At 61.6% G+C, this 26,143-nt stretch carries 21 protein-coding genes and 4 tRNA genes; 15 read left to right on the top strand and 10 right to left on the bottom strand.

Annotated features, from left to right (window positions below; genetic code table 11):
• The first annotated feature begins 359 nt into the window (after positions 1-359).
• The gene (locus M2395_RS21625; protein WP_011062679.1) at positions 360-683 is read left to right on the top strand and encodes a sel1 repeat family protein; all 324 of its coding nucleotides are present in this window, start codon (positions 360-362) and stop codon (positions 681-683) included.
• 175 nt (positions 684-858) lie between these two features.
• On the top strand, positions 859-2,226 hold the full coding sequence (rmuC, locus tag M2395_RS21630; protein ID WP_162865008.1) for a DNA recombination protein RmuC: 1,368 nt from the start codon (positions 859-861) through the stop codon (positions 2,224-2,226).
• A 15-nt stretch (positions 2,227-2,241) separates the two neighbouring features.
• On the opposite strand, the gene M2395_RS21635 is transcribed toward rmuC, so the two are convergent.
• Both M2395_RS21635 and M2395_RS21640 read right to left on the bottom strand, forming a co-directional pair.
• Positions 2,242-5,715 carry a PAS domain-containing hybrid sensor histidine kinase/response regulator gene (locus M2395_RS21635; RefSeq protein WP_011062677.1) on the bottom strand — a complete coding sequence of 1,158 codons (3,474 nt, stop codon included), beginning with the start codon at positions 5,713-5,715 and terminating at the stop codon, positions 2,242-2,244.
• Between the two features lie 133 nt (positions 5,716-5,848).
• A complete protein-coding gene (locus M2395_RS21640; RefSeq protein ID WP_015636625.1) occupies positions 5,849-6,394 on the bottom strand; it encodes a TetR/AcrR family transcriptional regulator in 546 nt (181 codons plus the stop codon).
• Between the two features lie 92 nt (positions 6,395-6,486).
• Between M2395_RS21640 and M2395_RS21645 the strand changes: the two genes are divergently transcribed.
• The 3 genes from M2395_RS21645 (at position 6,487) to M2395_RS21655 (ending at position 11,027) form a co-directional block, all read left to right on the top strand.
• A complete protein-coding gene (locus M2395_RS21645; protein WP_041119467.1) occupies positions 6,487-7,692 on the top strand; it encodes an MFS transporter in 1,206 nt (401 codons plus the stop codon).
• Positions 7,693-7,917: 225 nt separating this feature from the next.
• On the top strand, positions 7,918-9,069 hold the full coding sequence (locus M2395_RS21650; RefSeq protein WP_077934619.1) for a TDT family transporter: 1,152 nt from the start codon (positions 7,918-7,920) through the stop codon (positions 9,067-9,069).
• Positions 9,070-9,152: 83 nt separating this feature from the next.
• Complete coding sequence (locus M2395_RS21655; RefSeq protein WP_015636622.1) at positions 9,153-11,027, top strand: MFS transporter; 1,875 nt, start codon at positions 9,153-9,155, stop codon at positions 11,025-11,027.
• A 58-nt stretch (positions 11,028-11,085) separates the two neighbouring features.
• Here M2395_RS21655 and sugE read toward each other — a convergent pair whose 3' ends face one another.
• The 3 genes from sugE to rdgC all read right to left on the bottom strand — a co-directional run bounded on the left by sugE (position 11,086) and on the right by rdgC (position 13,482).
• Positions 11,086-11,403, bottom strand: coding sequence for a quaternary ammonium compound efflux SMR transporter SugE (sugE, locus tag M2395_RS21660; protein ID WP_011062672.1), 318 nt, complete (start codon positions 11,401-11,403; stop codon positions 11,086-11,088).
• 117 nt (positions 11,404-11,520) lie between these two features.
• Positions 11,521-12,486, bottom strand: coding sequence for a bile acid:sodium symporter family protein (locus M2395_RS21665; protein ID WP_015636621.1), 966 nt, complete (start codon positions 12,484-12,486; stop codon positions 11,521-11,523).
• A 75-nt stretch (positions 12,487-12,561) separates the two neighbouring features.
• Positions 12,562-13,482: a recombination-associated protein RdgC gene (rdgC, locus tag M2395_RS21670; RefSeq protein WP_011062670.1), complete on the bottom strand. Its 921-nt coding sequence runs from the start codon at positions 13,480-13,482 to the stop codon at positions 12,562-12,564.
• A 160-nt stretch (positions 13,483-13,642) separates the two neighbouring features.
• Between rdgC and M2395_RS21675 the strand changes: the two genes are divergently transcribed.
• The 4 genes from M2395_RS21675 (at position 13,643) to M2395_RS21690 (ending at position 14,173) form a co-directional block, all read left to right on the top strand.
• Positions 13,643-13,718, top strand: a tRNA-Val gene (locus M2395_RS21675).
• Between the two features lie 19 nt (positions 13,719-13,737).
• Positions 13,738-13,814 (top strand) — tRNA-Asp (locus tag M2395_RS21680).
• Between the two features lie 187 nt (positions 13,815-14,001).
• Positions 14,002-14,077, top strand: a tRNA-Val gene (locus M2395_RS21685).
• Between the two features lie 19 nt (positions 14,078-14,096).
• A tRNA-Asp gene (locus M2395_RS21690) sits at positions 14,097-14,173 on the top strand.
• A 140-nt stretch (positions 14,174-14,313) separates the two neighbouring features.
• Here the strand turns inward: M2395_RS21690 and M2395_RS21695 are convergent.
• Together M2395_RS21695 and M2395_RS21700 are read right to left on the bottom strand one after the other, a co-directional pair.
• On the bottom strand, positions 14,314-15,483 hold the full coding sequence (locus tag M2395_RS21695; RefSeq protein ID WP_011062669.1) for a catalase family protein: 1,170 nt from the start codon (positions 15,481-15,483) through the stop codon (positions 14,314-14,316).
• Positions 15,480-17,288, bottom strand: a complete 1,809-nt coding sequence (locus M2395_RS21700; RefSeq protein ID WP_185057804.1) for a di-heme-cytochrome C peroxidase — start codon at positions 17,286-17,288, stop codon at positions 15,480-15,482. Before M2395_RS21700 ends, M2395_RS21695 begins: the two co-directional genes overlap by 4 nt.
• Positions 17,289-17,557: 269 nt before the next feature.
• On the opposite strand from M2395_RS21700, the gene M2395_RS21705 reads away from it, so the two are divergent.
• From M2395_RS21705 to M2395_RS21725, 5 genes are all read left to right on the top strand, one after another.
• Positions 17,558-18,271, top strand: a complete 714-nt coding sequence (locus M2395_RS21705; RefSeq protein WP_053159759.1) for an FKBP-type peptidyl-prolyl cis-trans isomerase — start codon at positions 17,558-17,560, stop codon at positions 18,269-18,271.
• Positions 18,272-18,563: 292 nt separating this feature from the next.
• Positions 18,564-19,019, top strand: a complete 456-nt coding sequence (locus M2395_RS21710; protein WP_011062666.1) for a YkvA family protein — start codon at positions 18,564-18,566, stop codon at positions 19,017-19,019.
• Positions 19,020-19,133: 114 nt separating this feature from the next.
• Positions 19,134-19,475 carry a helix-turn-helix domain-containing protein gene (locus M2395_RS21715; protein ID WP_015636619.1) on the top strand — a complete coding sequence of 114 codons (342 nt, stop codon included), beginning with the start codon at positions 19,134-19,136 and terminating at the stop codon, positions 19,473-19,475.
• Positions 19,472-19,843: a hypothetical protein gene (locus M2395_RS21720; protein ID WP_003179080.1), complete on the top strand. Its 372-nt coding sequence runs from the start codon at positions 19,472-19,474 to the stop codon at positions 19,841-19,843. Before M2395_RS21715 ends, M2395_RS21720 begins: the two co-directional genes overlap by 4 nt.
• Positions 19,844-20,260 carry a hypothetical protein gene (locus tag M2395_RS21725; RefSeq protein ID WP_011062665.1) on the top strand — a complete coding sequence of 139 codons (417 nt, stop codon included), beginning with the start codon at positions 19,844-19,846 and terminating at the stop codon, positions 20,258-20,260. It abuts the gene before it with no gap.
• Here the strand turns inward: M2395_RS21725 and M2395_RS21730 are convergent.
• Together M2395_RS21730 and M2395_RS21735 are read right to left on the bottom strand one after the other, a co-directional pair.
• Positions 20,211-22,037: a bifunctional diguanylate cyclase/phosphodiesterase gene (locus M2395_RS21730; protein ID WP_015636618.1), complete on the bottom strand. Its 1,827-nt coding sequence runs from the start codon at positions 22,035-22,037 to the stop codon at positions 20,211-20,213. The two genes, M2395_RS21725 and M2395_RS21730, sit on opposite strands and share 50 nt — an antisense overlap.
• Before the next feature lie 133 nt (positions 22,038-22,170).
• Positions 22,171-24,255 carry a carboxy terminal-processing peptidase gene (locus M2395_RS21735; RefSeq protein WP_174395633.1) on the bottom strand — a complete coding sequence of 695 codons (2,085 nt, stop codon included), beginning with the start codon at positions 24,253-24,255 and terminating at the stop codon, positions 22,171-22,173.
• Positions 24,256-24,393: 138 nt separating this feature from the next.
• Here M2395_RS21735 and M2395_RS21740 point away from each other — a divergent pair, with 138 nt between their 5' ends.
• Positions 24,394-25,356 carry an NAD(P)H-quinone oxidoreductase gene (locus M2395_RS21740; RefSeq protein ID WP_077934617.1) on the top strand — a complete coding sequence of 321 codons (963 nt, stop codon included), beginning with the start codon at positions 24,394-24,396 and terminating at the stop codon, positions 25,354-25,356.
• Positions 25,357-25,462: 106 nt separating this feature from the next.
• On the opposite strand, the gene M2395_RS21745 is transcribed toward M2395_RS21740, so the two are convergent.
• A complete protein-coding gene (locus M2395_RS21745; RefSeq protein ID WP_011062661.1) occupies positions 25,463-26,116 on the bottom strand; it encodes an HAD family phosphatase in 654 nt (217 codons plus the stop codon).
• Positions 26,117-26,143 lie beyond the last annotated feature (27 nt).

The raw sequence follows: 26,143 nt of genomic DNA on the forward strand, positions 1-26,143 counted from the left end.
GCGTGTACGAAAACAGTGCGTTACCGGCGTTAATCTGCGCAAGGTTGTGCACACTTGTTGCGCAGCGTGTCACCCCGTTGTCACCTTCCCCAACGCCCGCCCCTTAGCCTGTCTCGAGAATTTAAGTCAATGATAAACATCGCTTTTTTTTACTGGTGAAAAAATCGTCAGTTTGACTGCAAGGCCCGTCTCATGGGGCTTTGGGAGGGTTGTGGAGGGGTTGTCCACTGAGTTATCCACAGCTTCTGTGGATTGTCCCAAGCGCTTGCTCTAGGACGGGCGTGCTGGCTCTTTTAGGCTTTACCCGGGCGAAAAAAGGAGTAGAGTGGCGCGCCTTCCGATCTGCCCCACAGTGCTTTATGAAGTTTCGCTCCGTATCACCTTCTGTTACCGCGACCCCTGCCAGTGTTACCGAACCCAAGCGGTTTTCCCTGCGCGTTGCTCTCTGGCTGTTGGACAGCCCGCGCCTTGGTCACAACCCCAACGTCAAGCATTTTGCTGGACGCCTGCTCAAGCAGCCGGCCCGGGAAGGCGTGGTCGCGGCGCAGAGTCGCCTGGGCCAGTTGATGTGCCGCGAATGCGGCAACGCCCGTGATCGTCGCATCGGCCATGACCTGTTGCGCCAGGCTGCCCGTGCCGGCGACCGCCGTGCGCAACTGGAGCTGGGCCGGATCGAAGACTGAGCTGTCCAACACTCGGACGCTTGGTTAACCTTCATTTCTTCTTTCTACGGCAGGAATCGCTATGGCTATGGACGTGACCAGCTTGCTGCTTGGCCTGGCGGGAGCGGCGCTGCCGCTACTGGTTCTGGCCTGGCAACTGCAACGTCGGGCCAGTTCCAGCCAGACTGAGCTGAGCCTGCTGGAAGAGCGCCTGGCCACGGCCCAATTGGCCCAGGAGGGGTTGGCAGCACAGTTGGATGCCAGCCGCGATGAAGTCAGCGACCTGAGCCAGGCCAATGCTCTGAAGCAGGCGGACCTGGCAGCCCTGCGCCGCGAGGTCGAATTGCTGCAGATCGAGCGCGATAACGCCCGTGATGCCGCCCACGCCTGGAACCTGGAACGAGCCGCCAAAGAAAACGAATTGCGCCGGCTGGATGCCCTGGCGGCGTCCTTGAATGCCGAGCTTCGTGAGCAGCAGGACAGCCACCAGCAGCGCCTGACCGATCTGCAAGGCTCGCGGGATGAGTTGCGCGCCCAGTTCGCCGAGCTGGCGGGGAAGATCTTCGATGAGCGCGAACAGCGTTTCGCCGAGACCAGCCAGCAGCGCCTTGGGCAGTTGCTGGACCCGCTCAAGGAGCGTATCCAGTCCTTCGAGAAGCGGGTCGAGGAAAGCTATCAGGCCGAAGCCCGGGAGCGCTTCTCCCTGGCCAAGGAGCTGGAGCGCCTGCAACAGCTGAACCTGCGCCTGAGCGATGAGGCCACCAACCTGACCCGTGCCCTCAAGGGCCAGAAGACTCAGGGCAACTGGGGCGAGCTGATTCTGGAGCGAGTGCTGGAGCACGCCGGCCTGGAAAAGGGCCGCGAGTATCAGACTCAGGTCAGCCTCAAGGGCCCGGATGGCGAGCGCTTCCAGCCTGACGTGCTGATCATGTTGCCGGGTGACAAGCAGGTGGTAGTGGATTCCAAGGTCAGCCTCACGGCTTACCAGCAATACGTCGGTAGCGACGATCCGCAGGTCGCCCAGGCGGCCCTGAAACAGCACGTGCTGTCCTTGCGCAATCACGTCAAAGGTCTGGCCGGCAAGGATTACAAGCGCCTTGAAGGCTTGCACAGCCTCGATTTCGTGCTGCTGTTCGTGCCCATCGAGGCAGCGTTTTCCGCGGCTCTGCAGGCCGAGCCGAATCTGTTCCAGGAAGCCTTTGACCGGCATATCGTGATCGTCAGCCCAACCACGTTGCTGGCCACCTTGCGGGTGATCGACAGCTTGTGGAAGCAGGAACGCCAGAGCCAGAATGCCCGGGAGATCGCTGAGCGCGCCGGCTGGCTGTACGACAAGTTCGTGCTGTTTATCCAGGACCTGGATGAAGTGGGCAATCGCCTGCAACAACTGGACAAGGCCTACGCCGCTGCGCGTAACAAGCTGACTGAAGGGCGTGGCAACCTGGTCAGCCGTAGCGAGCAGCTCAAGCTGCTTGGCGCCCGGGCCAGCAAGAGCTTGCCGGCGGACTTGCTGGAGCGGGCCATGACCGACGCCGAAGGACGCGAGCTGGAATTGCCGGAGTAATCCGCCAAAGGCCCGTCAGCCCAGGGGCAGGTGCCGGCTCAGCAGGGCGCGCAAGGCCGCCGGCTTCACCGGCTTGGCCAGATAGTCCAGGCCCGCTGCATGGACCTGGGCGACCATTTCAGGGCGCCCATCGGCACTGATCACGACCCCCGGTACCGGCTCGCCCAGTTGCGTGCGCAGCCAGGCCATGACCTCGGTTCCGGTCTCGCCGTTATCCAGGTGGTAGTCCACCAGGGCCAGTTGCGGGCGGATGCCTTCTTTGAGCAGCGCCGCGCATTCCTCGCGGTTGCGGGCGGTCCAGACCTGGCAGCCCCAGCGGGTGAGCAGGCTGTTCATGCCGATCAGAATGCTGTCTTCATTATCGACGCAGAGCACTTGCCCGCCATTGAGGGACTGGCCGTTGAGCTCGGCTGCCTTGCCTGGAGCCACCACGCTGCTGCGGGCCAGGGGCACGCTGACGCTGAATACGCTGCCTTTGCCGGGCCAGGAACGTACCTGCAACGGATGGCCGAGCACCCGGCACAGGCCATCGGCAATCGCCAGGCCCAGGCCCAGGCCTTTCTCGGCGCGGGTCTGGTGGCTGTCCAGGCGCTTGAACTCCTCGAAGATCACCTGCTGTTTGTCCTGGGGAATACCCGGCCCCCGGTCCCAGACTTCCAGGCTCAACGTTTCACCACGGCGGCGCACTCCCAGCAAAACGGGGCCCTTGGCGTAACGGAAGGCATTGGTCAGAAAGTTCTGCAGCACCCGACGTAGCAGCTTGCTGTCGCTGTCGATGCGCAGATGGCTGCCGCGCACCCGGAACTGCAAGCCCTGTTCCTGGGCCAGGGCCTTGAATTCGGCTCCCAGGGTGTCGAACAGTTCGTTGAGGGCAAAGGGCTTGCGATCAGGGGTGATCTTGCCGTTTTCCAGGCGCGAGATGTCCAGCAGGTCGCTGATCAGGTCCTCGGCGGAGCGCAACGAACTGTCCAGATGCTGCACCAGTTGCTGGGCTTCGGCGGACAGGCCGTCGTCCTGGTGGGACAGTGCCGCGGAGAACAGGCGCGCGGCGTTCAGCGGTTGCATCAGATCGTGGCTGACCGCGGCCAGAAAACGCGTCTTCGACTGGTTGGCCGCTTCCGCCGTGCCCTTGGCCTCAGTCAGTGCTGCGTTGAGTTGCGACAGTTCGTGGGTACGCTCAGCCACTCTTTGTTCCAGCCCTTCATTGGCCTCGGTGAGGGCCTGCTCGGCTTCGCGGAACGGGGTGATGTCGGTGAAGCTCATGACAAAGCCGCCGCCGGGCATGGGGTTGCCGATCAGTTCGATGACCCGGCCATTGGGGAACAGCCGCTCGGAAGTATGAGCTCGACCCTGGCGCATCCAGTGCAGGCGCCGGGCCACATGGACTTCTGCCTCGCCAGGTCCGCACAGGCCGCGCTCGGCATTGTGACGAATGATGTCGGCAATTGGCCGGCCCACGCTGATCAGCCCATCGGGGTAGTTGAACAGCTCCAGATAGCGGCGGTTCCAGGCCACCAGCTTCAGCGACTGATCGACCACGCTGATGCCCTGGGTAATGTTTTCAATCGCCCCTTGCAGCAGGGCCCGGTTGAACTGCAGCACCTCGGAGGCTTCGTCGGCGATGCGCACCACGTCTTCGAGCTGCATCTCCCGGCCTTCAATGGCGGCCTTGACCACCGCGCGGGTGGAAGAGGCGCCGAGCACACCGGCCAGCAGGCGCTCGGTATGGGCGATCCACTCGCCGTCGGCATTCTGGTTCGGGTTGAAGCCTTTGCCCTGACGATAGGCGAAGCGGATGAAGCTCTGGCGCGCACGTTCCTCACCGACAAAACGCGCGGCCAGTTTCAGCAGATCGTCGATCTGTACCGCCAGCATCGAGCGGGAGCTGAGGCGGCCGCTGATTTCCTGGCCGATGAAGCGTCCGGCCTGCCAGTGCTCGGAGACTCGGGTGCGCGAGAGCACCGAAACCCAGGCGAACAGGGTGAAGTTGCCCGCCAGGGACAGCACTACGCCTTGGGTCAGCGGGGTGATCGGCAGGTTCAGCGGATTGCCGTGCAGCCAGGCCAGGCCGGGGAAACTGCTCAGGGACCAGCCCAGGCTGTGGGCGGCGATGGGCAGGATCAGGGTGTAGAACCAGATGAAGGTGCCGGCAGCCAGGCCGGCGAATACACCGCGGCGGTTGGCCTGTTTCCAGTACAGCGCGCCGAGCATGGCCGGTGCCAGTTGGGTCACGGCGGCGAAGGCGATCTGGCCGATGGTGGCCAGGCTGGCGGTGGAGCCCAGCAGGCGATAGCTGACGTAGGCCAGCAACAGGATGACCACGATGCTCACCCGGCGCACCGAGAGCATCCAGTGGCGGAAGACTTCGAACGGCCGCTCGGCATTCTTGTGGCGCAACAGCCAGGGCAGCAGCATGTCGTTGGAGACCATGGTGGACAGCGCCACGCTGGCGACGATCACCATGCCGGTGGCCGCCGAGGCACCGCCGATGAATGCCAGCAGAGCCAGGGCGGGGTGGGCCTGGGCCAGGGGCAGGCTGATGACGAAGGAGTCCGGCAATACGCTGCTGGGCAGGAGCATCTGCCCGGCGAGGGCGATGGGCACCACGAACAGCGCGGCGAGGGCCAGGTACGCCGGGAACACCCATTTGGCCAGGCGCAGATCCTGGGGTTCGATGTTTTCCACCACGGTGACGTGGAACTGCCGCGGCAGGCAGATGATCGCCATCATCGCCACCCCGGTCTGCACCACCATCGACGGCCAGTTGATGGTTTCCTTCCAGTACTGCTCCAGGCGCGGAGCCAGCATGGCCTGGTTGAACAGGTCGTCGAAGCCGTCATAGAGGCCGAAGGTGACGAAGGCGCCGACGGCGAGAAAGGCAAACAGCTTGACCAGGGATTCGAAGGCAATCGCCAGTACCATGCCGCGGTGGTGCTCGGTGGCATCGAGGTTGCGGGTCCCGAAGACGATGGTGAACAGGGCCAGGATCAGCGACACGATCAGCGCCGTGTCCTGGGCGCGGGTGCCCATGGCGTCTGCACCGGCACCGATCAGCAGGTTGACCCCAAGCACGATGCCCTTGAGCTGCAGGGCGATGTAGGGCAGTACCCCCACCAGGCAGATCAGTGCCACCACCACCGCCAGCGACTGGGATTTGCCATAGCGGGCAGCAATGAAGTCGGCGATCGAGGTGATGTTCTCCTGCTTGCTGATCATCACCATCTTCTGCAGCACCCAGGGGGCGAACACCAGCAGCAGGATGGGGCCGAGGTAGATCGGCAGGAAGGCCCAGAGCTGCTCGGCCGCCTGGCCCACCGCGCCAAAGAAGGTCCAGCTGGTGCAGTAGACCGCCAGCGACAGGCTGTATACCCAGGCCCGCACCCGCGGCGGAAGTGGCGCGCTGCGGCGGTCACCGTAGAAGGCGATGGCGAACATGATGGCCATATAGGCCAGGGCAACGGCGGCGATCAGCCCGCTGGACAACGACATGGAAACTCCGGAACAAAGACACCGGGCACCTCAGCCCGGCCAGACAGTCTGGCACGATGTTGGATTGGCGTCAGTGTCGACCAAGGTATCAGCGCGGCCTGATGTCGCAGGGCTGAGCCGAGGCGGGGAAGGGCTACGGCTGCAGAGCGATCTCGATCAGTTCATGGAGTTCCTGAACCGGCAGTGGCGTGGCGGAGAACAGGATGCGAAACACTGTCGGTGCTACCAGCAGGTTCAGCAGGCGGTCGATGTCCGGCAGGTGTTCCGTGTGGCCCTGATAGCGCTCGAGGATGCACTGCAACTGCCCGCTGAGGATGGTCACGCAATAGCCCGGGGTCGCGCTGCATTGCACATCGCGCATCATGTTGCGCCCGGGCTCCGAGCTCATTTCGTCCAGATACTGTTCGGCCCAGGCCCGCAGGTCGCCGCGCAGGCTGCCGGTATTGGCCGGTTCGCTGTCCGGACGCATTCGTTCCAGGGCGACATCGGCCAGCAGGGCCGACAGGTCGCCCCAGCGCCGGTAGATGGTCGACGGAGTGACGCCTGCTCGGGCGGCGATCTGCGGCACGGTGAGGGACGAGCGATCCTGCTCTTCAAGGAGCTCGCGGACCGCGGTGTGAATGGATTCCTGGACCCGGGCGCTACGGCCGCCGGGGCGCAAACCTTCTTTGATAGCCATGGGGCGGCACCTTAACACAAAGAATTTGCTTTAAGCATTGGCGGGTAGCACACTGCACAAAAGCAAAATATTAGCTTTAGTGGAGCGAGCTTATGTCTGGTGCTATCGACACTTGCGTGTCCAACCGTCGCAGTCTGGTGTTTCTGGCTATTACCCTGTTGAGTTTTCTGGCTGCCTCCAGCGTACCGACCCCGCTGTACCACCTGTATCAGGAAAACCTGCACTTTTCCCCGGCGGTGCTGACCCTGATATTCGGGGTCTACGCGATGAGCCTGCTGGCGGCTCTGCTGACCGTAGGGTCGCTGTCGGATCACCTGGGGCGGCGACCGGTGATTTTTGTCGCCTTACTGCTCAATATCCTGGCGATGTTGCTGTTCATCAATGAAAGCGGAGTGCAGTGGCTGATTGCCGCGCGGGTGATGCAAGGCTTTGCCACCGGCATGGCCACCAGTGTGCTGGGGGCGGCCCTGCTGGATACCGATCGCCAGCAGGGGCCGTTGGTCAGTAGCGTTGCTCCGCTATTGGGCATGGCCTGTGGAGCCATGGGGGCCAGCCTGTTGGTGGAGTTTGCGCCCTGGCCGCTGCAATTGAGCTACTGGCTGCTGCTCGGGGTGTTCGTGCTCCAGGCCGGGTATGTCTGGCGCTTGCCGGAAAGTGTCAGCCCGCAACCCGGTGCCTGGGCGTCGCTGAAACCCACGCTGCATGTGCCGGTGCAAGCGCGGCGCGCGTTATGGCTGGCCTTGCCGGTGGACGTGGCGGTGTGGGCGGTGGGCGGCTTTTATCTGTCGCTGGCGCCTTCGCTGGTCCGTGCGGCGACCGGCTCTACCTCGAACCTGATCGGCGGTGGCCTGGTGGCGGTGCTGACACTCAGCGGCGCGCTGATGATCTATTCCCTGCGTCAGCATCCTGCAGACAGGGTGCTGCGCCTGGGCGCCGGGATGCTGGCGGCGGGAGTGATGTTGATCCTTGCTGCGGTGCATAGCGCCAGCCTGCTGTTGTTCTTCTTTGGCACCTTGGTGCTGGGCAGCGGCTTTGGCGCCGGTTTTCTCGGTGCGCTGCGCAGTGTGGTACCACTGGCCCTGCCTCATGAGCGTGCGGGCCTGATGTCGGCGTTTTATGTGCTGAGCTACCTGGCCTTTTGCCTGCCGGCGTTGTTGGCTGGCAACCTGACCCGCAGCTTCGGCCTGATCGCTACTACTGACGGCTATGGTGCGGTACTGGTTCTCTTGTCCCTCGGGGCGCTGCTGGCCCTGATACGCCAGCGCCCGGTGGCGGCGTGTGGGGCGTCGGGGCTTTGAGCCCCAGGCGTCAAGGGCTGCGGGATTGTGCCTGGGAAGCCGCAGGGGAGAGGTGCTGTACGCCAATCAGATACGGGCGTGGTCCGATTGCGGTGATCGCTCCTGGGGCCGTGCATAGATGTTTATCTGCAAAATAGATAACAGATAGAGAGATTACCCGTTATATAGATATTCGATTAGGTTCTACCATGTTTCCTACCTCATCGGAGGACAGGAGACACGACCATGACATGCCCCAATAGCGTTAAAACCGGCCACTGGCCATTGAGCCATCTGCCGCATCCCCTCGAAGCCATTCGCCAATTCACCCCCAACTGGTTCGCCGCCACCATGGGTACCGGGGTTCTGGCCTTGGCGCTGGCCCAGTGGCCGGCCGAGGTTCCCGGCTTGCACCAGGTGGCAGAGGGTTTCTGGTGGCTGACCATCGCCCTGTTCCTGTTGTTTACCGCGATGTATACCGCGCGCTGGGTGCTGTTCTTCGACGAGGCGCGGCGGATTTTCGGGCACTCCACGGTCTCGATGTTCTTCGGCACCATCCCCATGGGCCTGGCGACCATCATCAATGGCTTGCTGGTGTTCGGCATGCCTCGCTGGGGCGATGGTGTGGTGGAGGTGGCGCAACTGCTGTGGTGGCTGGATGTGGCCATGTCCCTGGCCTGCGGGATCCTGATTCCCTACATGATGTTCACCCGCCAGGAACACAGCATCGACCAGATGACCGCGGTCTGGCTGCTGCCGGTGGTGGCGGCCGAAGTGGCGGCGGCCAGTGGCGGCCTGCTTGCGCCTCATCTGCTGGATGCCCACGGGCAGTTGGTAATGCTCAGCACCAGCTACGTGCTGTGGGCCTTTTCGCTGCCGGTGGCGTTCAGCATCCTGACCATCCTGCTGTTGCGCATGGCGCTGCACAAACTGCCCCATGAAAGCATGGCGGCGTCGAGCTGGCTGGCCCTGGGGCCAATCGGCACCGGTGCCTTGGGGATGCTGGTGCTGGGCGCCGATGCACCGGCGATCTTCGCCGCCAATGGCTTGCCCGGCGTCGGTGAGATTGCCGCCGGCCTGGGCCTGGTGGCGGGGCTCACACTGTGGGGGTTCGGTCTGTGGTGGATGTTGATGGCCGTGCTCATCACCCGCCGTTACCTGCGCGAAGGCATACCCTTCAATCTTGGCTGGTGGGGCTTTACCTTTCCTCTGGGCGTGTATTCGCTGGCCACCCTTAAACTGGGCAGCACCTTGCACCTGGGTTTTTTCAGTGTGTTTGGCGCGGTACTGGTGGCGGCGCTGGCGGTGATGTGGCTGATCGTGGCCAAGCGCACGGTGCAGGGGGCTTATAAAGGAGAGCTGTTTGTCTCGCCGTGCATTGCGGGGTTACGGAAATAATCGGCAAAGATAGGTAAGGTTGTGGCCTGGATCGATATTCGACATTCCAATAACAGTATCCACGCCACTCAGGGACATGGAAGATGAGTCACCCTTCGCAGTTCACCTTGCTTCGCAAGCGGCGGTTCCTGCCGTTTTTCATCACGCAATCCCTCGGTGCCTTCAACGACAACATCTTCAAGCAGTCGCTGATCCTGGCCATTCTCTACAAGCTGAGCATCGAGGGTGACCGGTCGATCTGGGTCAACCTCTGTGCCTTGCTGTTCATCCTGCCGTTCTTCCTGTTTTCCGCCCTGGCCGGGCAGTTTGGCGAGAAGTTCGCCAAGGACTCGCTGATCCGCCTGATCAAACTGGGGGAGATCGCGATCATGGTGGTGGGGGCGGTGGGCTTCGCCTTCGATCACCTGTCGCTGATGCTGGTGGCCCTGTTCGCCATGGGCACCCACTCGGCGCTGTTCGGCCCGGTGAAGTATTCGATCCTGCCCCAGGCCTTGCGTGAAGAGGAATTGGTGGGAGGCAACGGCCTGGTGGAAATGGGTACGTTCCTGGCGATCCTGGCCGGCACTATCGGCGCTGGGGTAATGATGTCCTCGGAGCATTACGCGCCGATAGTCTCCAGCGCCATGATCGGTGTGGCGGTACTGGGCTACCTGGCCAGCCGCGCCATTCCCCGGGCTGCCGCGGCGACCCCGGAGATGCGCCTGAACTGGAATATCTTCAGCCAGTCCTGGGCCACCTTGCGCCTGGGGCTGGGGCAGACCCCGGCGGTGTCGCGCTCGATTGTCGGCAACTCCTGGTTCTGGTTCGTCGGCGCCATCTACCTGACCCAGATTCCGGCCTATGCCAAGGAATGGATGCACGGCGACGAGACCGTGGTAACCCTGATCCTGACGGTGTTCTCGGTGGGGATTGCCGTAGGCTCGATGCTGTGCGAGAAGCTGTCGGGGCGCAAAGTTGAGATCGGCCTGGTACCGTTCGGCTCCTTTGGCCTGACGGTGTTCGGCCTGCTGCTGTGGTGGCATTCCGGTGGTATCCCGGAAAGCGCCACGGGTCATGGCTGGATTGAAGTGCTGGGTTTTGCCCATGCCTGGTGGGTGCTGTTCGATGTCCTTGGCCTGGGGATCTTCGGCGGCTTCTATATAGTGCCACTGTATGCCCTGATCCAGTCCCGTACCCCGGAAAACGAGCGAGCCCGGGTGATAGCCGCCAACAACATTCTCAATGCGCTGTTCATGGTGGTGTCGGCGATTGTCTCTATCGTGATGCTGAGCATGGTCCAGCTGACCATTCCCCACCTGTTCCTGGTGGTGTCGCTGCTCAACATTGCGGTCAACGTCTACATCTTCAAGGTGGTGCCCGAGTTCAGCATGCGTTTCATGATCTGGCTGCTCAGCCATTCCATGTACCGCGTTGAGCATCGCAACCTGGAGTTGATCCCTGATGAAGGCGCTGCCCTGCTGGTGTGCAACCACGTGTCTTTCGTCGATGCCTTGCTGATTGGCGGTGCGGTGCGTCGGCCGATTCGCTTCGTCATGTACTACAAGATCTACAACCTGCCGGTGTTGAACTTCATCTTCCGTACCGCCGGAACCATTCCCATCGCCGGTCGGCATGAAGACCTGCAGATCTATGAAAAAGCCTTCCAGCGCATTGCCCAGTACCTGCGCGATGGCGAACTGGTGTGCATTTTTCCCGAGGGCAAGCTGACTGCCGATGGCCAGATCAACGAGTTCAAGGGCGGGCTGACACGGATTCTCGAGGAAACCCCGGTGCCGGTGATTCCCATGGCTCTGCAAGGCTTGTGGGGCAGCTTCTTCAGTCGCGATCCGAGCAAGGGTTTCTTCCACCGCTTCTGGTCGCGAGTGACCCTGGTGGCCGGGCCATCGGTGGCGGTGGACGCAGCCGAACCGGCGAAGTTGCAGGCCATGGTGGCGCAATTGCGGGGTCCACGGCGCTAGCTGCCGGATACGAAAACGCCCGCACATTTGCGGGCGTTTTCATTTCTGCCTGGGCTTTTCAGCTGGCGCTGACTTTCAGGCCCACCAGGCCGGCGATGATCAGCGCCACGCTGACCAGGCGCACCAGAGCCATGGATTCGCCAAACAGGATGATACCGGCGATCACCGTGCCGACGGCGCCGACTCCGGTCCAGATGGCATAGGCCGTGCCCAGGGGCAGTTCCTTCATCGCCAGGCCCAGCAGGCCGAGGCTGATGGCCATGGCAATGATGGTCAGGGCGGTGGGCAGCGGGCGGCTGAAGCCATCGGTGTATTTCAGGCCGACGGCCCAGCCCACTTCAAACAAACCGGCAAAAAACAGAATGATCCAGGACATGCCTACCTCATCGGTTGATGGGGTCGTCCCCGGAATTGATCGCTCGAATGAGTCGCGAGGTCGTCCTCGCGATGCGCAGTATACTGCCCACTCTCACGTGGGCGAGTATTTTTTTCCTCAGTCATGGCCTCGCTGTATTTCCAGCTTTTGTTCGGCTGGATCTTCCATTCGCCGGAAATAGGTCGAGAGCAGGGCCCCGGAAATGTTGTGCCAGACGCTGAACAAGGCGCTGGGTACCGCCGCCAGTGGCGAGAAATGAGCGCTGGCCAGGGCCGCGCCCAGGCCGGAGTTCTGCATGCCGACTTCCAGGGCCAGGGATTTTCGCTGCGCCAGTGGCAGCTTGAACAGACGCCCCGTGAAGTAGCCCAGCAGGTAGCCAAAGCTGTTGTGCAGCATCACCACGGCCATGATCAGCAGGCCCGACTCGGCGATTTTCGCCTGGCTGGCGGCCACCACCGCGGTGACGATGATGACGATGCTCACCACGGAAACCAGCGGCAGTACTTCCACCGCGTGCTGCACCCGCTGGCCCAGCAGGCGCTGGGCCAGCACTCCCAACACGATCGGTAGCAGCACCACTTGCAGGATCGACCAGAACAGCTCCATGAACGAGACCGGTAGCCAGGCCGAGGCCAGCAACCAGATCAGCGCCGGGGTCAGCAGTGGGGCCAGTAGAGTGGTAACCGCTGCAATGGCCACCGACAGCGCCAGGTCGCCGCGGGCCAGCCAGGTCATCACGTTGGAAGAGGTGCCGCTTGGGCAGCAGCCGACCAGGATCACCCCGACGGCGATTTCCGGCGGCAGGTGAAATGCCTGGCAGAGCACCCAGGCCACCCCGGGCATGATCACGAAATGGGCCACCACTCCCAGGGCCACGCGCCATGGGTGGCGGGCCACTTCGGCGAAATCTTCAAGTTTCAGGGTCAGGCCCATGCCGAACATCACCAGGCCCAGCAGCGGCACGATGGCGCCCTTGAGACCGACGAACCAGCCAGGCTGGAAGAATGCCAGGACGGCGAAGATCAGTACCCAGTATGCGAAGGTGTTGCCGACAAAGCGGCTCAGTGCAGCCAGTGCGCGCATGACCTGTTCCTTATTATGTGAAAACGCCACCGAAGGCGGTGGCGTCTAGTGCGTAGCGGTTATCCGGGCAAGGCGTCAGATGCCCTGCGGAATCTCCTCGCCGCCCAGGGCTTCGAACAGCGCCGGCAGGAAGTCGCCGAAGGTCAGCATCATCAGGGTGAAGCTGGCATCCTGCTGGCCGAGGGCTTCATCACCGCCGTCCTGTTCCGCCTGATCCTGCAGCAGGTCTTCGAACTTCAGGCGCTTGACCACCATCTTGTCGTCGAGCATGAAGGACAGTTTGTCCTGCCAGGCCAGGGACAGTTGGGTGACCACCTTGCCGGTGCTCAGGTGCAGCTGGATTTCCTCGCCGGTCAGGTCCTGGCGCTTGCAACGCACGATGCCGCCGTCCTCGTGGGTGTCGCGTAGTTCGCACTCGTCGAGTACGAAGAAATCGTCGGCGGCTTTCTGGGTCTTGACCCAGTCGGTCATGATCGCGGTGGGGGCGATCTTCACGGTCAGCGGGCGAACCGGCAGGGTGCCGAGGACTTCGCGCAGGGTGGAGAGCAGGTCTTCGGCGCGCTTCGGGCTGGCCGAGTTGACCAGGATCAGGCCCTGTTTCGGGGCAATGGCGGCGAAGGTCGAGGAGCGACGGATAAAGGCGCGGGGCAGGAAGGCCTGGATGATTTCATCCTTGATCTGGTCGCGTTCCTTCTTGTAGACCTTGCGCATCTGTTCGGCTTCGATCTCTTCGACCTTTTCCTTCACCGCATCGCGCACCACGCTGCCAGGCAGGATGCGTTCCTCCTTGCGCGCGGCTACCAGCATGAAGTCCTGGCTGACGTGAACCAGCGGGGCGTCTTCACCTTTGCCGAAAGGGGCGACGAAACCGTAAGTGGTCAACTCCTGGCTTGCACAGGGGCGCGCCAGTTTGGTCGCCAGTGCAGTTTCCAGCGCCTCAGCATCAAAAGGCAGATCTTGGGTCAGGCGATAGATCAGCAGGTTTTTGAACCACATGGGGTGAATCTCTCCTTTATACAAAGGAGGGCATTATTCTCTTCGCTGCTGCTCAGGCCAACCCTTCGCTAAGCCTTTGGAAGGCCTGAAAAAATTATTATAAAAAGTGCTTGCCAGAGTGGGGGCTGCTCCGTAGAATGCGCGCCACACCGAACGTGAAGGGTGATTAGCTCAGCTGGGAGAGCGTCTGCCTTACAAGCAGAATGTCGGCGGTTCGATCCCGTCATCACCCACCATTCGCATTCAGTGTTACGCGCAGCGGTAGTTCAGTCGGTTAGAATACCGGCCTGTCACGCCGGGGGTCGCGGGTTCGAGTCCCGTCCGCTGCGCCATATTCGGTAACCTGGAATACTGAACGCCAGGTCACCACAGAAAGCCCGCTAACGCGGGCTTTTTGCTGTAAAGAGTTACGTGGGTTGTGTTGCTGTACATGGAAATTTGGTTTTTTTAATAAAATTATTAATTAAATCAACACTTTAAGAATTTCTGTGGCATAATGCGCCCCGCAACGAAGGTAAAGGGTGATTAGCTCAGCTGGGAGAGCGTCTGCCTTACAAGCAGAATGTCGGCGGTTCGATCCCGTCATCACCCACCACTTACTTTCAACGCTACGCGCAGCGGTAGTTCAGTCGGTTAGAATACCGGCCTGTCACGCCGGGGGTCGCGGGTTCGAGTCCCGTCCGCTGCGCCATATTCGGTAACCTGGAACACTGAACGCCAGGTCGCCACACAAAGCCCGCTCAATGCGGGCTTTTTGCTGTCTGGGATTTGTATCGGTTCGAATCCTGCGCATGAAAAAAGCGGCCCTCGGGCCGCTTTTTGCGTTTTTGCCTACTGCTCGGCGTTACGGCTATGCCGGTAGTCGCTGACGGCTTCATACACCGCCTTGCGTAGACGGTTGATGCCGCCGATGGGGCGATGGGCTTCCAGACCGAACCAGGGGTTGAAGGACTGGTTGTCGCAAGCCAGGTTCTGCGCCGGGGTATCGAAGTCCTGGGCGGGAAGGGTCACCCGCGCCACCGTTTCAAAGGGGGCGTCACTTTCTTTCCATTCAATGCTGGTGTCTTCGATCGGCATGAAACGGTTCGGGTCCTGGCGCTGGACTTGCAGTACGAAACAGGCGCCAACCCGGTCGGTGGAGAGTTGCTGGGTCAGGGCGCTGCGCAGGAAGTTGGGCAGATCCTGGTTCTGTGCTGGCAGGCTGTAGGCCGGGCAACTCTCGGGGTCCGGCATGACCCGGAATTTGGCGTTGGCATTGCCGAACTTGTAGGGCGAGACCGAGTAGTAGGTGGTCTGGGTCGGGCTGGCCGGGGCCGGTGACAGGGTCGCCAGGGCGATGAACAGATGCCGTACCTGCCAGGTGCGCGGATCCCACCCAGGGAAGAATGCGCCGACTTTCTTGCCGTCCGCCTGGGCGGCGATGTTCTGCTGATATTCGGCTACGTCGCTGACGAAGAAATTCGGATGATTGAACATCACGAAGTCCTGTTCACGGCGTTGTGATTCCGACGCCATCAGTTGTTGCCCGGGAACATCCAGTAGCTTGATCGCCATGCCGCGGGCGTCGCGAATACTGTCGAACTGCGGGTAGGCGTTGCCGTTGGACAGGCGTACGACGGCTTGCCAGGTCTGGCCAGGGGTGGCAAATACTCCCTGGCGCAGTGGCGGGCTCAAGTCGTTGAGGACCTGGACCTGCGCCTTCACGCAACCGTGGGCCTTGGCATGGGCATCGCGCAGGTAGCGGGTGCCTTCGCGGTGCTGGTCAACGATGCGCACCGCGGTCTGGATGATGTCCTGGGTGCGGGCTGCCTCATCGGCAGGAACCTGCTCCTGCACCGCTACCGGGCCTCGGTGGTGCCAGGCGAACCAGGCACTGGACAGTGCCCAGCCCAGCAGGCCGATGACCAATAGCAATAACAGGGTCCTGCCCAGCAAGGCGCCGAGGCGCAGCCACAGTCGGGCCAGCAGGGACGGTCGTTTTCTGGCGAGATCGAGTTTCATGGCAATTGCGACTCCAATGGTCCGCCCAGCACTTTCAGGTATTCCAGCAAGGCCCAGCGTTCTTCTGGCTGCAGCAGTGGGCCGATAACGCCATTGCCACGCTGGCCGGCGCGGAATTCGTGGCCGCTGTTGTGGTTGCCGCTGATGCGGGTATCGAATTCAAAACCGTTCTTGAAGGCTTCCGGGCGATAGCCCAGGTGCTTGGGATCGTACTCGAAGGTGCCGCGGTAGAAGGTTGTCGAGCGCTCCGATTGCGGAGACAGCAGTTGATAGAGGTTGGGTACCGAGCCGTTGTGCAGGTACGGCGGTGTGGCCCAGACCCCGGCCAGCGGGCGGGCCTTGTAGGCGCGCAACTCGCGTACGCCGATCGGCAGCCCGTAGCCGTCCAGCCGCGGGCGCTCCTCGGGGGTGACCTTGGCGTCGCGATAGGCGCGCTCTTCGACAAAGGCCGTGATGTAGGCCAGGCCCTTGGCAGCCGAGAGTTGACGCAGGTCCAGCGGTTCGCTGGGTGTCGGGTGCAGCTCAACGTTGGACCTGGCCAGTTCGGCGGTATCCCACTGCAAGGAGCTCAGGTCATAGCGCAGGTCGGCGATATTGCTCGCCGAATTCGGGTCGGTGCCAATCACCGCTACCGGAAGCATTTTCAACTGCTGCACGGGGCGGCCGTTGTTGTCGCTGACCGAGGGTACATGGCAGCCGGCACAGTTGCTGGCGAACAGCTCGCGGCCCTTGGCGGCCAGCGGCTTGTCGATCGTACCCAGCAAGGCTTCCGGCCAGGCCGGTGGCTTGAGGCGCTGCAAGGTTTCCTCGATCAGGTTGAGATCGCGGACACGTACGCTGGAAGGGTAACGGGCCTCGCCGGAGAGGGGTTGGCCGTTGGCGTCGAACAGGTTCAGGGTGGCGCCAACCCCCAGGGCTTCGCCGATATTGCGCGCCATGGGTTGCTGCGCCGAGCCGTTCCACTGGACCCAGTCGAAGGTCCAGATATCCCAGAGTTGCGGGTAGTCCACCGGGGCATTGGCAATCCGATAGTTCTCAGGGGAAATGGCGTCGCCGAAGCTGGCATTGGCGATGCGGCCAAAGGCGTCGGTACGGCCCGGACCCTCTTCGGTTGGATAGAGGCCGCGATGGGTATCGTTCCAGGCCACCCGCAGGAAGTTATCCAGCGAGACCTTGAAGTCCTTGCGCAGCTGTTTGTGCCTGGCTTCGTAGTCGGCACCCAGCACCTTGCGGGCGAAGCGCTCGAATTTCCAGGGGTTGTAGTAGGTGCTGGTGAGGCTGGCCACGAGGGCCTGGCCGAAGCTGCCACCACGCAGGGTCGGTACGCTGGACGGCAGTACGTGCTGCGCCGAGCCGCCATCAATGCGCAGGGCTTGATGGTTGAAACGCAGCTCGCCGGTGTGGCAGGCAGCACAGGTGATGTCTAGGTATTGTTCCGCGCTGCCCGGATTCTGATGGCGGGCGAAGCCCACGGGCAGGTTGCCGGGATTCTGCGCTGTGGCTTTCTGTCCCGGCTCCACCAGGAAGCCGAAGCGGGCCAGGTACTCGGGAGCGGCAAAGGACTGCTCGGAGAACGGTAGCTCCAGAGCGCTGAACCATTCATAGCGCAGGCCTTTGACCTGGGTGCCCTGGGGAGTGAAATAGTAGGTCTGGCGATCCTTGGCATCCCATTGGTCCAGGTAGTGCACCTGTTCAACGGGTACATAGTCGGGGAGTTTCGGATTGGCCACGTAGTATAGGACCACTGCCAGGACAATGCCGATCAGCACGGCAATCAACAGCAACACACGATAGATGAGGCGCAAGATGTACTTCCTTGTCGAATTTCGTTTCCTTATGCCTGAGCTCATCTGACGCGGCAAGTAGCCATTACTTGAGCTATGGTTATTCGCGCCCGTTCAAGCGCCTCGGTAAGCGGCCTGGGCAGGGTGTACCCCAGAGCATGAAAACGCGTTTAAAGACGTGAACTTATCGGCCATTTACTACTCTTACGCCGGTAGCCATTGGTCGTGGTCGCCTGATAAGCTCGCGGCTTTATTCGATTGCCCTTTAGGCGCATGAACAAGGAAATAGCATGAAACAGCATCGGTTGGCGGCGGCGGTGGCCCTGGTTAGCCTGGTACTTGCGGGTTGTGATTCGCAGACCAGCGTAGAGCTGAAAACCCCGGCGCAAAAAGCTTCCTACGGTATCGGCCTGAACATGGGCAAGAGTCTGGCTCAGGAAGGCATGGATGACCTGGATTCCAAAGCGGTCGCCCAGGGCATCGAAGATGCCGTCGGCAAGAAAGAACAGAAGCTGAAGGATGAAGAGTTGGTCGAAGCCTTCGCCGCGCTGCAAAAGCGTGCCGAAGAGCGCATGGCCAAGATGAGCGAAGAGTCGGCGGCTGCCGGCAAGAAATTCCTCGAAGAGAACGGCAAGAAAACCGGTGTGACCACCACCGCTTCCGGTCTGCAGTACGAAGTATTGAAAAAGGCTGACGGTCCTCAGCCCAAGCCGACTGATGTCGTGACTGTTCACTACACCGGCACCCTGACCAACGGCACTGTGTTCGACAGCTCGGTAGAGCGTGGCAGCCCGATCGATCTGCCGGTCAGCGGCGTGATCCCGGGTTGGGTCGAAGGCCTGCAACTGATGCACGTGGGCGAGAAGTACAAGCTGTACATCCCGAGCGACCTGGCCTACGGCGCCCAGAGCCCGAGCCCGGCGATTCCAGCCAACTCGGTGCTGGTCTTCGAACTGGAGCTGCTGGGTATCAAGGATCCAGCCAAGCAGGACGCCTCCAAGTAACCTGCGTCAGCGCCTGAAGCAACGCCCCGTTCTTACGGGGCGTTGTCGTTTCTGCAGGTTGCTGCTGGCAAATTATCCGAACCGACGGCAGCGTGGGTGGTCTGAACAGGGTATGAGCGGTAGGTAGTCGCTGGAGGCTGCCAAGTCAATGAAATTATGGGTTTTTTTATGTGAGTAAAAAACGCCCGATCTGAGCTCAGCCCTTATGAAACGGGGCTTTCAGCCGTGAAAAATAGCTCTGTTCACAAGGTTATCCACAATTTGTGTGGATAACATTTCAGTGGGAGTGATGATGAAAGCACCCTGGAATTTTGCTCGTTTCCTGCCGTTGGCGGGGCGCTTGCTGAGCCGCGGTCGTTTGCCCACGCTGCTGTTCGCCGTGGCGAGCAAAGGCGCCAGCCAGGGCGGACGCCTGGGCAAGGTCAAACAGGACCTGCGCTTGTTGCAGGCACTGTGCCTGGCCTACTGGCGTGGCGAGTACCGGGCCATCAGCCCCAAGGCGCTGCTGTCGGTGGTGGCAGGCTTGATGTATTTCCTCAGCCCGGTGGATGCCATTCCTGACTTTATTCCGGTGTTCGGCATGCTTGATGATATCGCCGTTCTGGCTTGGTTGATGAAAACCCTGGATGACGAACTCAACGCCTTCCGAACCTGGCGCAATCGGCAAATGCCGGAAAAACTCGCGGTTGTCGAGCGCTTGCCGGACACTGCGGAGCAATTGCTGCTGGAAGGACCGCAGAAAAACTAAGGGTATTCACCGCCTCCCACAACAATCATGCTCCCCGCGACCATTGCCGCTGTTAGGATTACACTTCAAGGGAAAAGCCCGACTCGCTAAGTGTCGTTGTCCTACGGGGTAGTAATGGATATTCAGATTATTGAACGCGATGGCGAGCCCGAATATGCGGTTCTGCCGTGGGCTCAGTATCAAGCTTTATTGTCAGCCGCAGGTCTTACCGAACAACCACCGCACGCTGCCGCAACTTCTCAGGCAGCGCCACCAGCCCAGAATCTTCCGGGCCTGGATCAATTACGCAGTCTGCGCGAAGGGAAGGGCATCGCCATCGAGGCGCTGGCCCGCAAAGTTGGTATCAGTCCGTCTTACCTGGCCCTGATTGAAAGTGGCGAGCGTCAACCCGACGCTGCGATTCGCCGCAGCCTGGCCTGGGAGTTGACGGTGCCGGGGTGGAGGGAGCAATCGTGAGTGTAAGGATCAGTCGTCAGCACTGGGATGGGCTGTTGGGTGAGCTGGATCAGGCCCGTCGTCAGCGGCATCTTTTAACCTATCGAGCCTTGTTGGAGCGCTTGCAACTGCCCAGCCCGGCCATGCAGACCCTGACAGCGGCGCTGGAGCATCTGGCAGCGCTGGATGCACGGGCCGAACAGCCTTTGCGCAGTTCCCTGGTGATCAGCCAGGGGGCCAGCCGCTTGCCGCGTACCGGCTTCTTCGAGTGCGTGGAGCGTCTGGGGCGTTTTTCCGGCCCTTCCGACGGTGTTGCCGCGGCTTCCTGGCATGCCTCGGAAGTGGTGCGGGTCTTCGAGTACGAGTATCCCGAATCAGCGGAGGCTTGAATGTTCCTGGCACTCAAGGCGCGACTCGGCTATTGGCTGGCGCGCCGTTTGTTTCATTGGCCGTGGTTTGTCCGCCAACCCCGTGTCTGGCGTTGGATGGAAGGTCAGTTTGCGCGCATGGCCAATCTGGGCAATGTCGGTGCGCTGAGCTTTTATGGGCACATCCTGACTTTTCGTGGGCAGGGGCTTGGCGCCCGTCAAGAAGGTCAACGCCTGCTGCGGCTGGCTGCACTGGCAGGGGATGGCAAGGCAGCCTATCAGTTGGGCGTGATCAGCCTGGCCGGCTCGCCCAGCAAGGCTCCCGACGCTGTCGAAGCGGCGCGCTGGTGGACGCTTTCGGCCCAGGCCGGGCATCCTCTTGCGGCGCTCAAACTGACGCAGCTCGATCAGCCGACTGATCCCGCAGCGGCTCACTGAGGTTTTGCGCTCCCAGGCTGGCTGCCGCTTCCAGGCTGTCGATCACATGGATGCTGTAGCCCTGGATGTTCTTGGCGTGATGCTTGGCCTGGGAGGCCAGCTCCGCCAGTTGGCTGGAGTCCAGTTGGCCACAGGCCTGTGGATACAGGTGCACTACGCCGATGGACAGTGACAGCAAGGGAAATTCCTGACGGATACCTTGCCGATTGGGGGCGACAAAACAGCCGGCTTCCAGGTGTTCGCTGCGATAGAAGCGCCGGCACTGGCTGTGGAAGTCATCCAGCAACTGGTTGAGCCGTCGGCGCCAGTCTTCCGGCCCCAGCACCAGCAGAAAGTCATCCCCACCGATATGTCCGACGAAGTCGCGGCTCGGGTCTACCCGGTCGTTCAGGCATTGGGCCAGGCACAGCAGCACCTCATCGCCGCGGCCATAGCCATAGATATCGTTGAAGGGTTTGAAACTGTCGATGTCGACGTAGCAGATCACCGATTCCCGTGCTTGCTGCAGCAGGCGGCTCAGGCACTGCTGGATCGGCACATTGCCGGGCAGCAGAGTCAGCGGGTTGGCGTAGCGGGCTTGCTGGATCTTCAGCTCCGTAATCAGCTTGAGCACATCGATGACCCGCCCCAGCCCCAGATAATGGCCATTCAAGGTGATGATGAAATCTTCCTCGATGCGTTGGCGGGCGCGGCTGGTGATCAGGCGGCTGACCTGCTGCAGGGACTGGCTGAGTTCGACCGCGAGAAAGTCATCGTTCATCAGGCGGCTGATGGGCTTGCGGGCGAACAGGTCGGTGGCAAAGGGCTTGAGCAGGGCGTCGGAGAGCGAGTGCCGATGGACGATGCCGCAAGGCTGCCCCTGTTCGTCCAGCACCGCGAGGGAGTTGAGGTTGGCTTGCCGGCGAAAGGCTTCCAGGACGTTGGCGGTGGGCGTATTGCGGGCAACGGCCGGTTGCTCGTTGAGCAGCGCACTGAGGTCGCTGCCATCATCGTTGAGGGCCACGCTGGTGTGATCATGCTTGGGCATCATTGCCCGAGCGTCCCTCGGCGGCTGTTCCTGGGGGCGACACAACAGGTAGCCCTGGACCAGGTCGACGCCCATCTCGGTCAGCACTGCCAGTTCTTCGGTCAGTTCGATCCCTTCGGCGATCACCTGGGCGCGGGAGGCTTTTGCGATTTGCAGAATCGAGCCGACGAACTCGCGCTTGAGGGCATCCTGGTGAATGCCGTCGATAAAGTGCCGGTCGATTTTCACGTAGTCCGGGCGCAGCTCCGACCACAGGCGCAGGCTCGAATAACCGGCGCCCAGGTCGTCCAGGGCGATGGAGAAACCCATGTCGCGGTAATGGTGCAGGGCGTTCTGCAGCAACTGGAAATCGTCGATCGGGGTCTGTTCGGTAAGCTCGATCACCACCTGGCTGGGGGGGATGCCGAAGTCCTCAAGCAGCTGCAAGGTACGCCCTGGTTGGTGGGCGGCCTCCAGCAGGGATTCCGGCGAGACGTTGAGGAACAGCTTGCCGGGCAGTTGTTGTTCGCTGAAGCGTTTGCAGGCGCTTTGCCGACAGGCAATCTCCAGCTCGCTCAGGCGCCCGGCCTGGCGCGCGACGGCGAACAGCGCGACAGGGGAGTGCAGAGGGCTGTTTGAGGGGCCGCGACTCAGGGCCTCATAACCCAGGATGCGCCGCTCGGACAGGGAAATGATCGGTTGGAACAGACTGTGCAAACCGCTTTGAGCCAGGATTGAACTCAATGCACTGAGCTGTTCGGTCGTGGTCATGGCGATCTCTGTCGATAAAAAAGGACCGGGCGCGGCTCTGGCTAGAGAGCGGCGCCCGGTCCTTTATTTCACGACAGAATGATGACTGTTTAATGACGATCCGAGGCGCGATCGAATTAAATTGCCATCATCCTCAGTGCTTGGCCACCGAGGTGTTGAGCTTCAGATAGTCCAGCAGGATGCGCCCGGTTTCACTCAGGTAGGCGTCGTCTTCCGGCTTGGTCTTGTCCGGCTCGGCAGCAGCCAGTGCATCTTCGTCTTCTTTCTTCAGCTCTTTGAGCGGCTCCTCGCCCTTGGCTTTGCGACGGGCGTTTTCCAGGGCCAGTTGCTTGGCTTCGATATCGGCATGTTGCGCCCGACGATCGGCTTCATTGAGGCTGACGGTTTTTTCCGCCATCAGTTTCTGTGCCAGGGCCAGCTTGTCGCGGATGAACACAAACTCCGGATCTTTCGCCGAACGGCTTTCGTGTTCGGCCTTGAGCTGAGCCAGGAACGGTTTGAACGGGTCTACCGCAGGCTTGATGGCCGGGCGGATGGTGTCCCATGGCATGGCTTCAGGCAGGGCGCTTTCGCCGATTTCCTTGGTGTCGATGATCGACGGATAGCCGATATCCGGCAGCACGCCCTGGTGCTGGGTGCTCTGCCCGGAAACCCGGTAGAACTTGGCCAGGGTCAGCTTCAGCTCGCCGTGGTTCAGCGGCTGGATGGTCTGCACGGTGCCTTTGCCGAAGGTCTGGCCGCCGATGATCAAGGCGCGGTGGTAGTCCTGCATGGCGCCGGCGAAGATCTCCGAAGCCGAAGCCGAGAGACGGTTGACCAGCAGTGCCATCGGGCCTTTGTAGAAGGCACCGGGGTTTTCATCTTCCAGTACATCCACCCGGCCGTCGGCGTTGCGCACCAGCACGGTAGGACCCTTGTCGATGAACAGGCTGGTCAGCTCGGTGGCTTCCTGGAGGGAGCCGCCGCCGTTGTTGCGCAGGTCGATGACCACACCGTCGACCTTATCTTTCTGCAACTCGGTCAGCAGTTTCTTCACGTCGCGGGTAGTGCTCTTGTAATCCGGATCACCAGCGCGGAAGGCCTTGAAGTCCAGGTAGAAGGCTGGGATCTCGATCACCCCGAGCTTGTAGTCCTTGCCGTCCTGCTTGAGGTTGAGGATCGACTTCTTCACCGCCTGGTCTTCGAGCTTCACCGCTTCGCGGGTGATCGGCACGATCTTGCTGGTCTGGTCGTTTGGCGCATTGCTGGCCGGAATCACTTCCAGGCGTACCAGGGTGCCTTTCGGACCACGGATCAGCTTGACCACTTCGTCCAGGCGCCAGCCCACCACGTCGACCATTTCCTTGTCGCCCTGGGCCACACCGATGATCTTGTCCGCAGGGGCTACCTGCTTGGTCTTGTCCGCCGGGCCTGCCGGCACCAGGCGCACGACCTTGACCTGGTCGTTGTCGCTCTGCAGCACGGCGCCGATGCCTTCCAGCGACAAGCTCATGTTGATGTCGAAGTTTTCCGCGTTATCCGGCGACAGATAGTTGGTGTGCGGGTCGTAAGACATGGCGAAGGTGTTGATGTAGGCCTGGAAGATATCTTCGGCACGGGTCTGGTCCAGGCGCGCCAGCTGGTTCTTGTAGCGCTTGGTCAGGGTTTCCTGGATCTGCTTGGGATCCTTGCCGGCGATCTTCATCCGCAGCACTTCGTCCTTGACGCGCTTGCGCCACAGGTCGTCGAGTTCGGCGGTGGTCTTGAGCCAAGGAGCATCCTTGCGATCGATCAGCAAGGTTTCCTTGGTGGTGAAGTCGATCTTGTCGACGCCCTTGTTAAGCTCGGCCAGGGCGAAGTCCAGGCGGGATTTGACCCGGTCCAGATAGCGCTTGTAGATGGTGAACCCGGCGTTCAGGTCGCCGCTCTTGAGGAAGTCGTCAAACTGGGTTTTCCATTTGTCGAACTCCGCGATGTCGCTGGCCATGAAGTAGCTGCGCGACGGATCCAGCAGCTTCAGGTAGCTGTCATAGATGATCACCGAGCGCGCATCATCCAGCGGCGGTTTGCTGTAGTGATGACGTTTGAGCAGTTCAACGACATTGAGGCTGGCAATTACCTCATCGCGATCGGGCTGAAGATTGTCCCAGCTATTGGCTGCGAACGTATTGGTCGACATCGGCAGCAGGCCGAAACCAATGAAAAGAGCGAGGGCGGTGCTGGGGAACAAATGCTTCATGCTGATTCGACGCGGGGGCAATTGATAACGCATATTAGGCCGTCTTTGAAGTCGCCGGTTCCATAAGGACCGGTCGCATAATGCAAAAAGCCCGGTGCTACCGCTCCGGGCTCAGTCCAGACTCACTATGGAGGCACTGTGAAAGCATTGCAAGGCGTTGAAGGTCATGTGGAGTGGGTGGAAGAGCCAAGTCCGGCCTGTGATGTGGGGCAAGTTCGCATTCGGGTGGCGGCTGCTGGCCTCAATCGGGCCGACCTGTTGCAGCGTGCGGGGCTCTATCCCCCACCTCCCGGAGCCAGCAAGGCCCTTGGCCTGGAATGCTCCGGGGTAGTCAGTGAAGTGGGCCCGGGTTCGTCCTGGCAAGTGGGTGATCGGGTCTGTGCCCTGCTGGCGGGCGGAGGCATGGCTGAAGAAGTGGTGGTAGATGCCCGCCATGTAATGCCAGTACCCGAAGGGTTGTCCCTGGCCGAGGCCGCGGCGCTGCCCGAGGTCTACAGCACAGCCTGGCTGAATCTGTTCCAGCTGGCAGCGCTCAAGCCGGGCGAGAAGGTCCTGCTGCACGCTGGCGCCAGTGGCGTCGGCTCGGCGGCTATCCAGCTGTGCAAGGCGTTCGGCAACCCGTGCTGGGTGAGCGTTGGTTCAGCCGATCGCCTGGCCTACTGCGAGAGCCTCGGTGCCCAGGGCGGTGTGGTGCGTACCGATGGCATTGAGGCGCTGCGGGACTTTGGGCCTTTTGATGTGATTCTCGACCCGGTGGGCGCCAATTATGTGGCCAACAACCTCAAGCTGCTGGCCCTGGATGGACGTTGGGTACTGATCGGCTTGATGGGCGGGCGCGAAGCGCAGCTGGACCTGGCCCAGGTGCTGGGCAAGCGGATCCAGTTTCTGGGGTCGACCCTGCGCAGCCGGAATGACCAGTTCAAGGCCGACCTGTTGAGCGACCTTGGGCAGAATGTCTGGCCGTTGTTCAGCGAAGGGCGTCTGAGCCCGCAATTGGCCAGGACCTTTGCGATCCAGGATGCAGAAGCCGCTTTTGCGGAGCTGGCGACCAATCAGGTCTCGGGCAAGCTGGTGCTGGTGATCGACCCCAGCCTGACCTGAGCCCTGCAGGAGCCGGCTTGCCGGCGAAGGGAGCGTCAGGCCTGGCGGTCTGTTCGCTGGCAAGCCAGCTCCTACACAAGCCAGCTCCGGGGATCTCTGGGGCGGGTCACTTCCAGTGGTGGATCGGCCAGCCGGCCTTCTGCGCATGTTCACGCAGCACCGGATCCGGGTTCACCACCTGCGGGTGGTCCACGCGCAGCAGCAACGGCAGGTCATTGCGCGAGTCGGAGTAGAAGGTCGCGCCTTCCAGGTTTTCTTCCTCGGCATCCAGCCATTGCAGCAGGCGGGTGATCTTGCCCTCGCGGTAGGTCAGGGTGCCAACGGTGCGGCCGCTGTAGACCCCATGCTGCACCTCCAGCTCGATTCCCAGGACTTCGTCGATACCCAGGCGCGCGGCAATCGGCTTCACCAGGTGAGTGCCCGAGGCCGAGATCACCAGGATCCGGTCGCCGGCCTGGCGGTGGGCGGCAATGGCCTTGCAGGCGTCGCTGAAGATGATCGGCTCGATCACCTCTTCGACCCAGGGCTCGACCAGGTGCGCGACCTCTTCCGGGGTGCGTCCGCTCATGGGTTCCAGGCTGAAGTCCATGAACTCCTCCATGGCCAGCTTGCCATGGCTGTAGGCGTCCATCAGCTCATGGTTGCGACGCATGAACGACTCGCTGTCGACCCAGCCCAGGCGGCCCATCTGTTCGCTCCAGAGGGTGGCGCAGTCGCCGTGAATCAGGGTTTCGTCCAGATCAAAAATTGCCAAGGCCATCAGTGCCGCTCTCTCTTCAGGATCAAT

The sequence above is a fragment of the Pseudomonas sp. BIGb0176 genome (assembly GCF_024810175.1).
In the GTDB taxonomy this organism is placed as follows: domain Bacteria; phylum Pseudomonadota; class Gammaproteobacteria; order Pseudomonadales; family Pseudomonadaceae; genus Aquipseudomonas; species Aquipseudomonas protegens.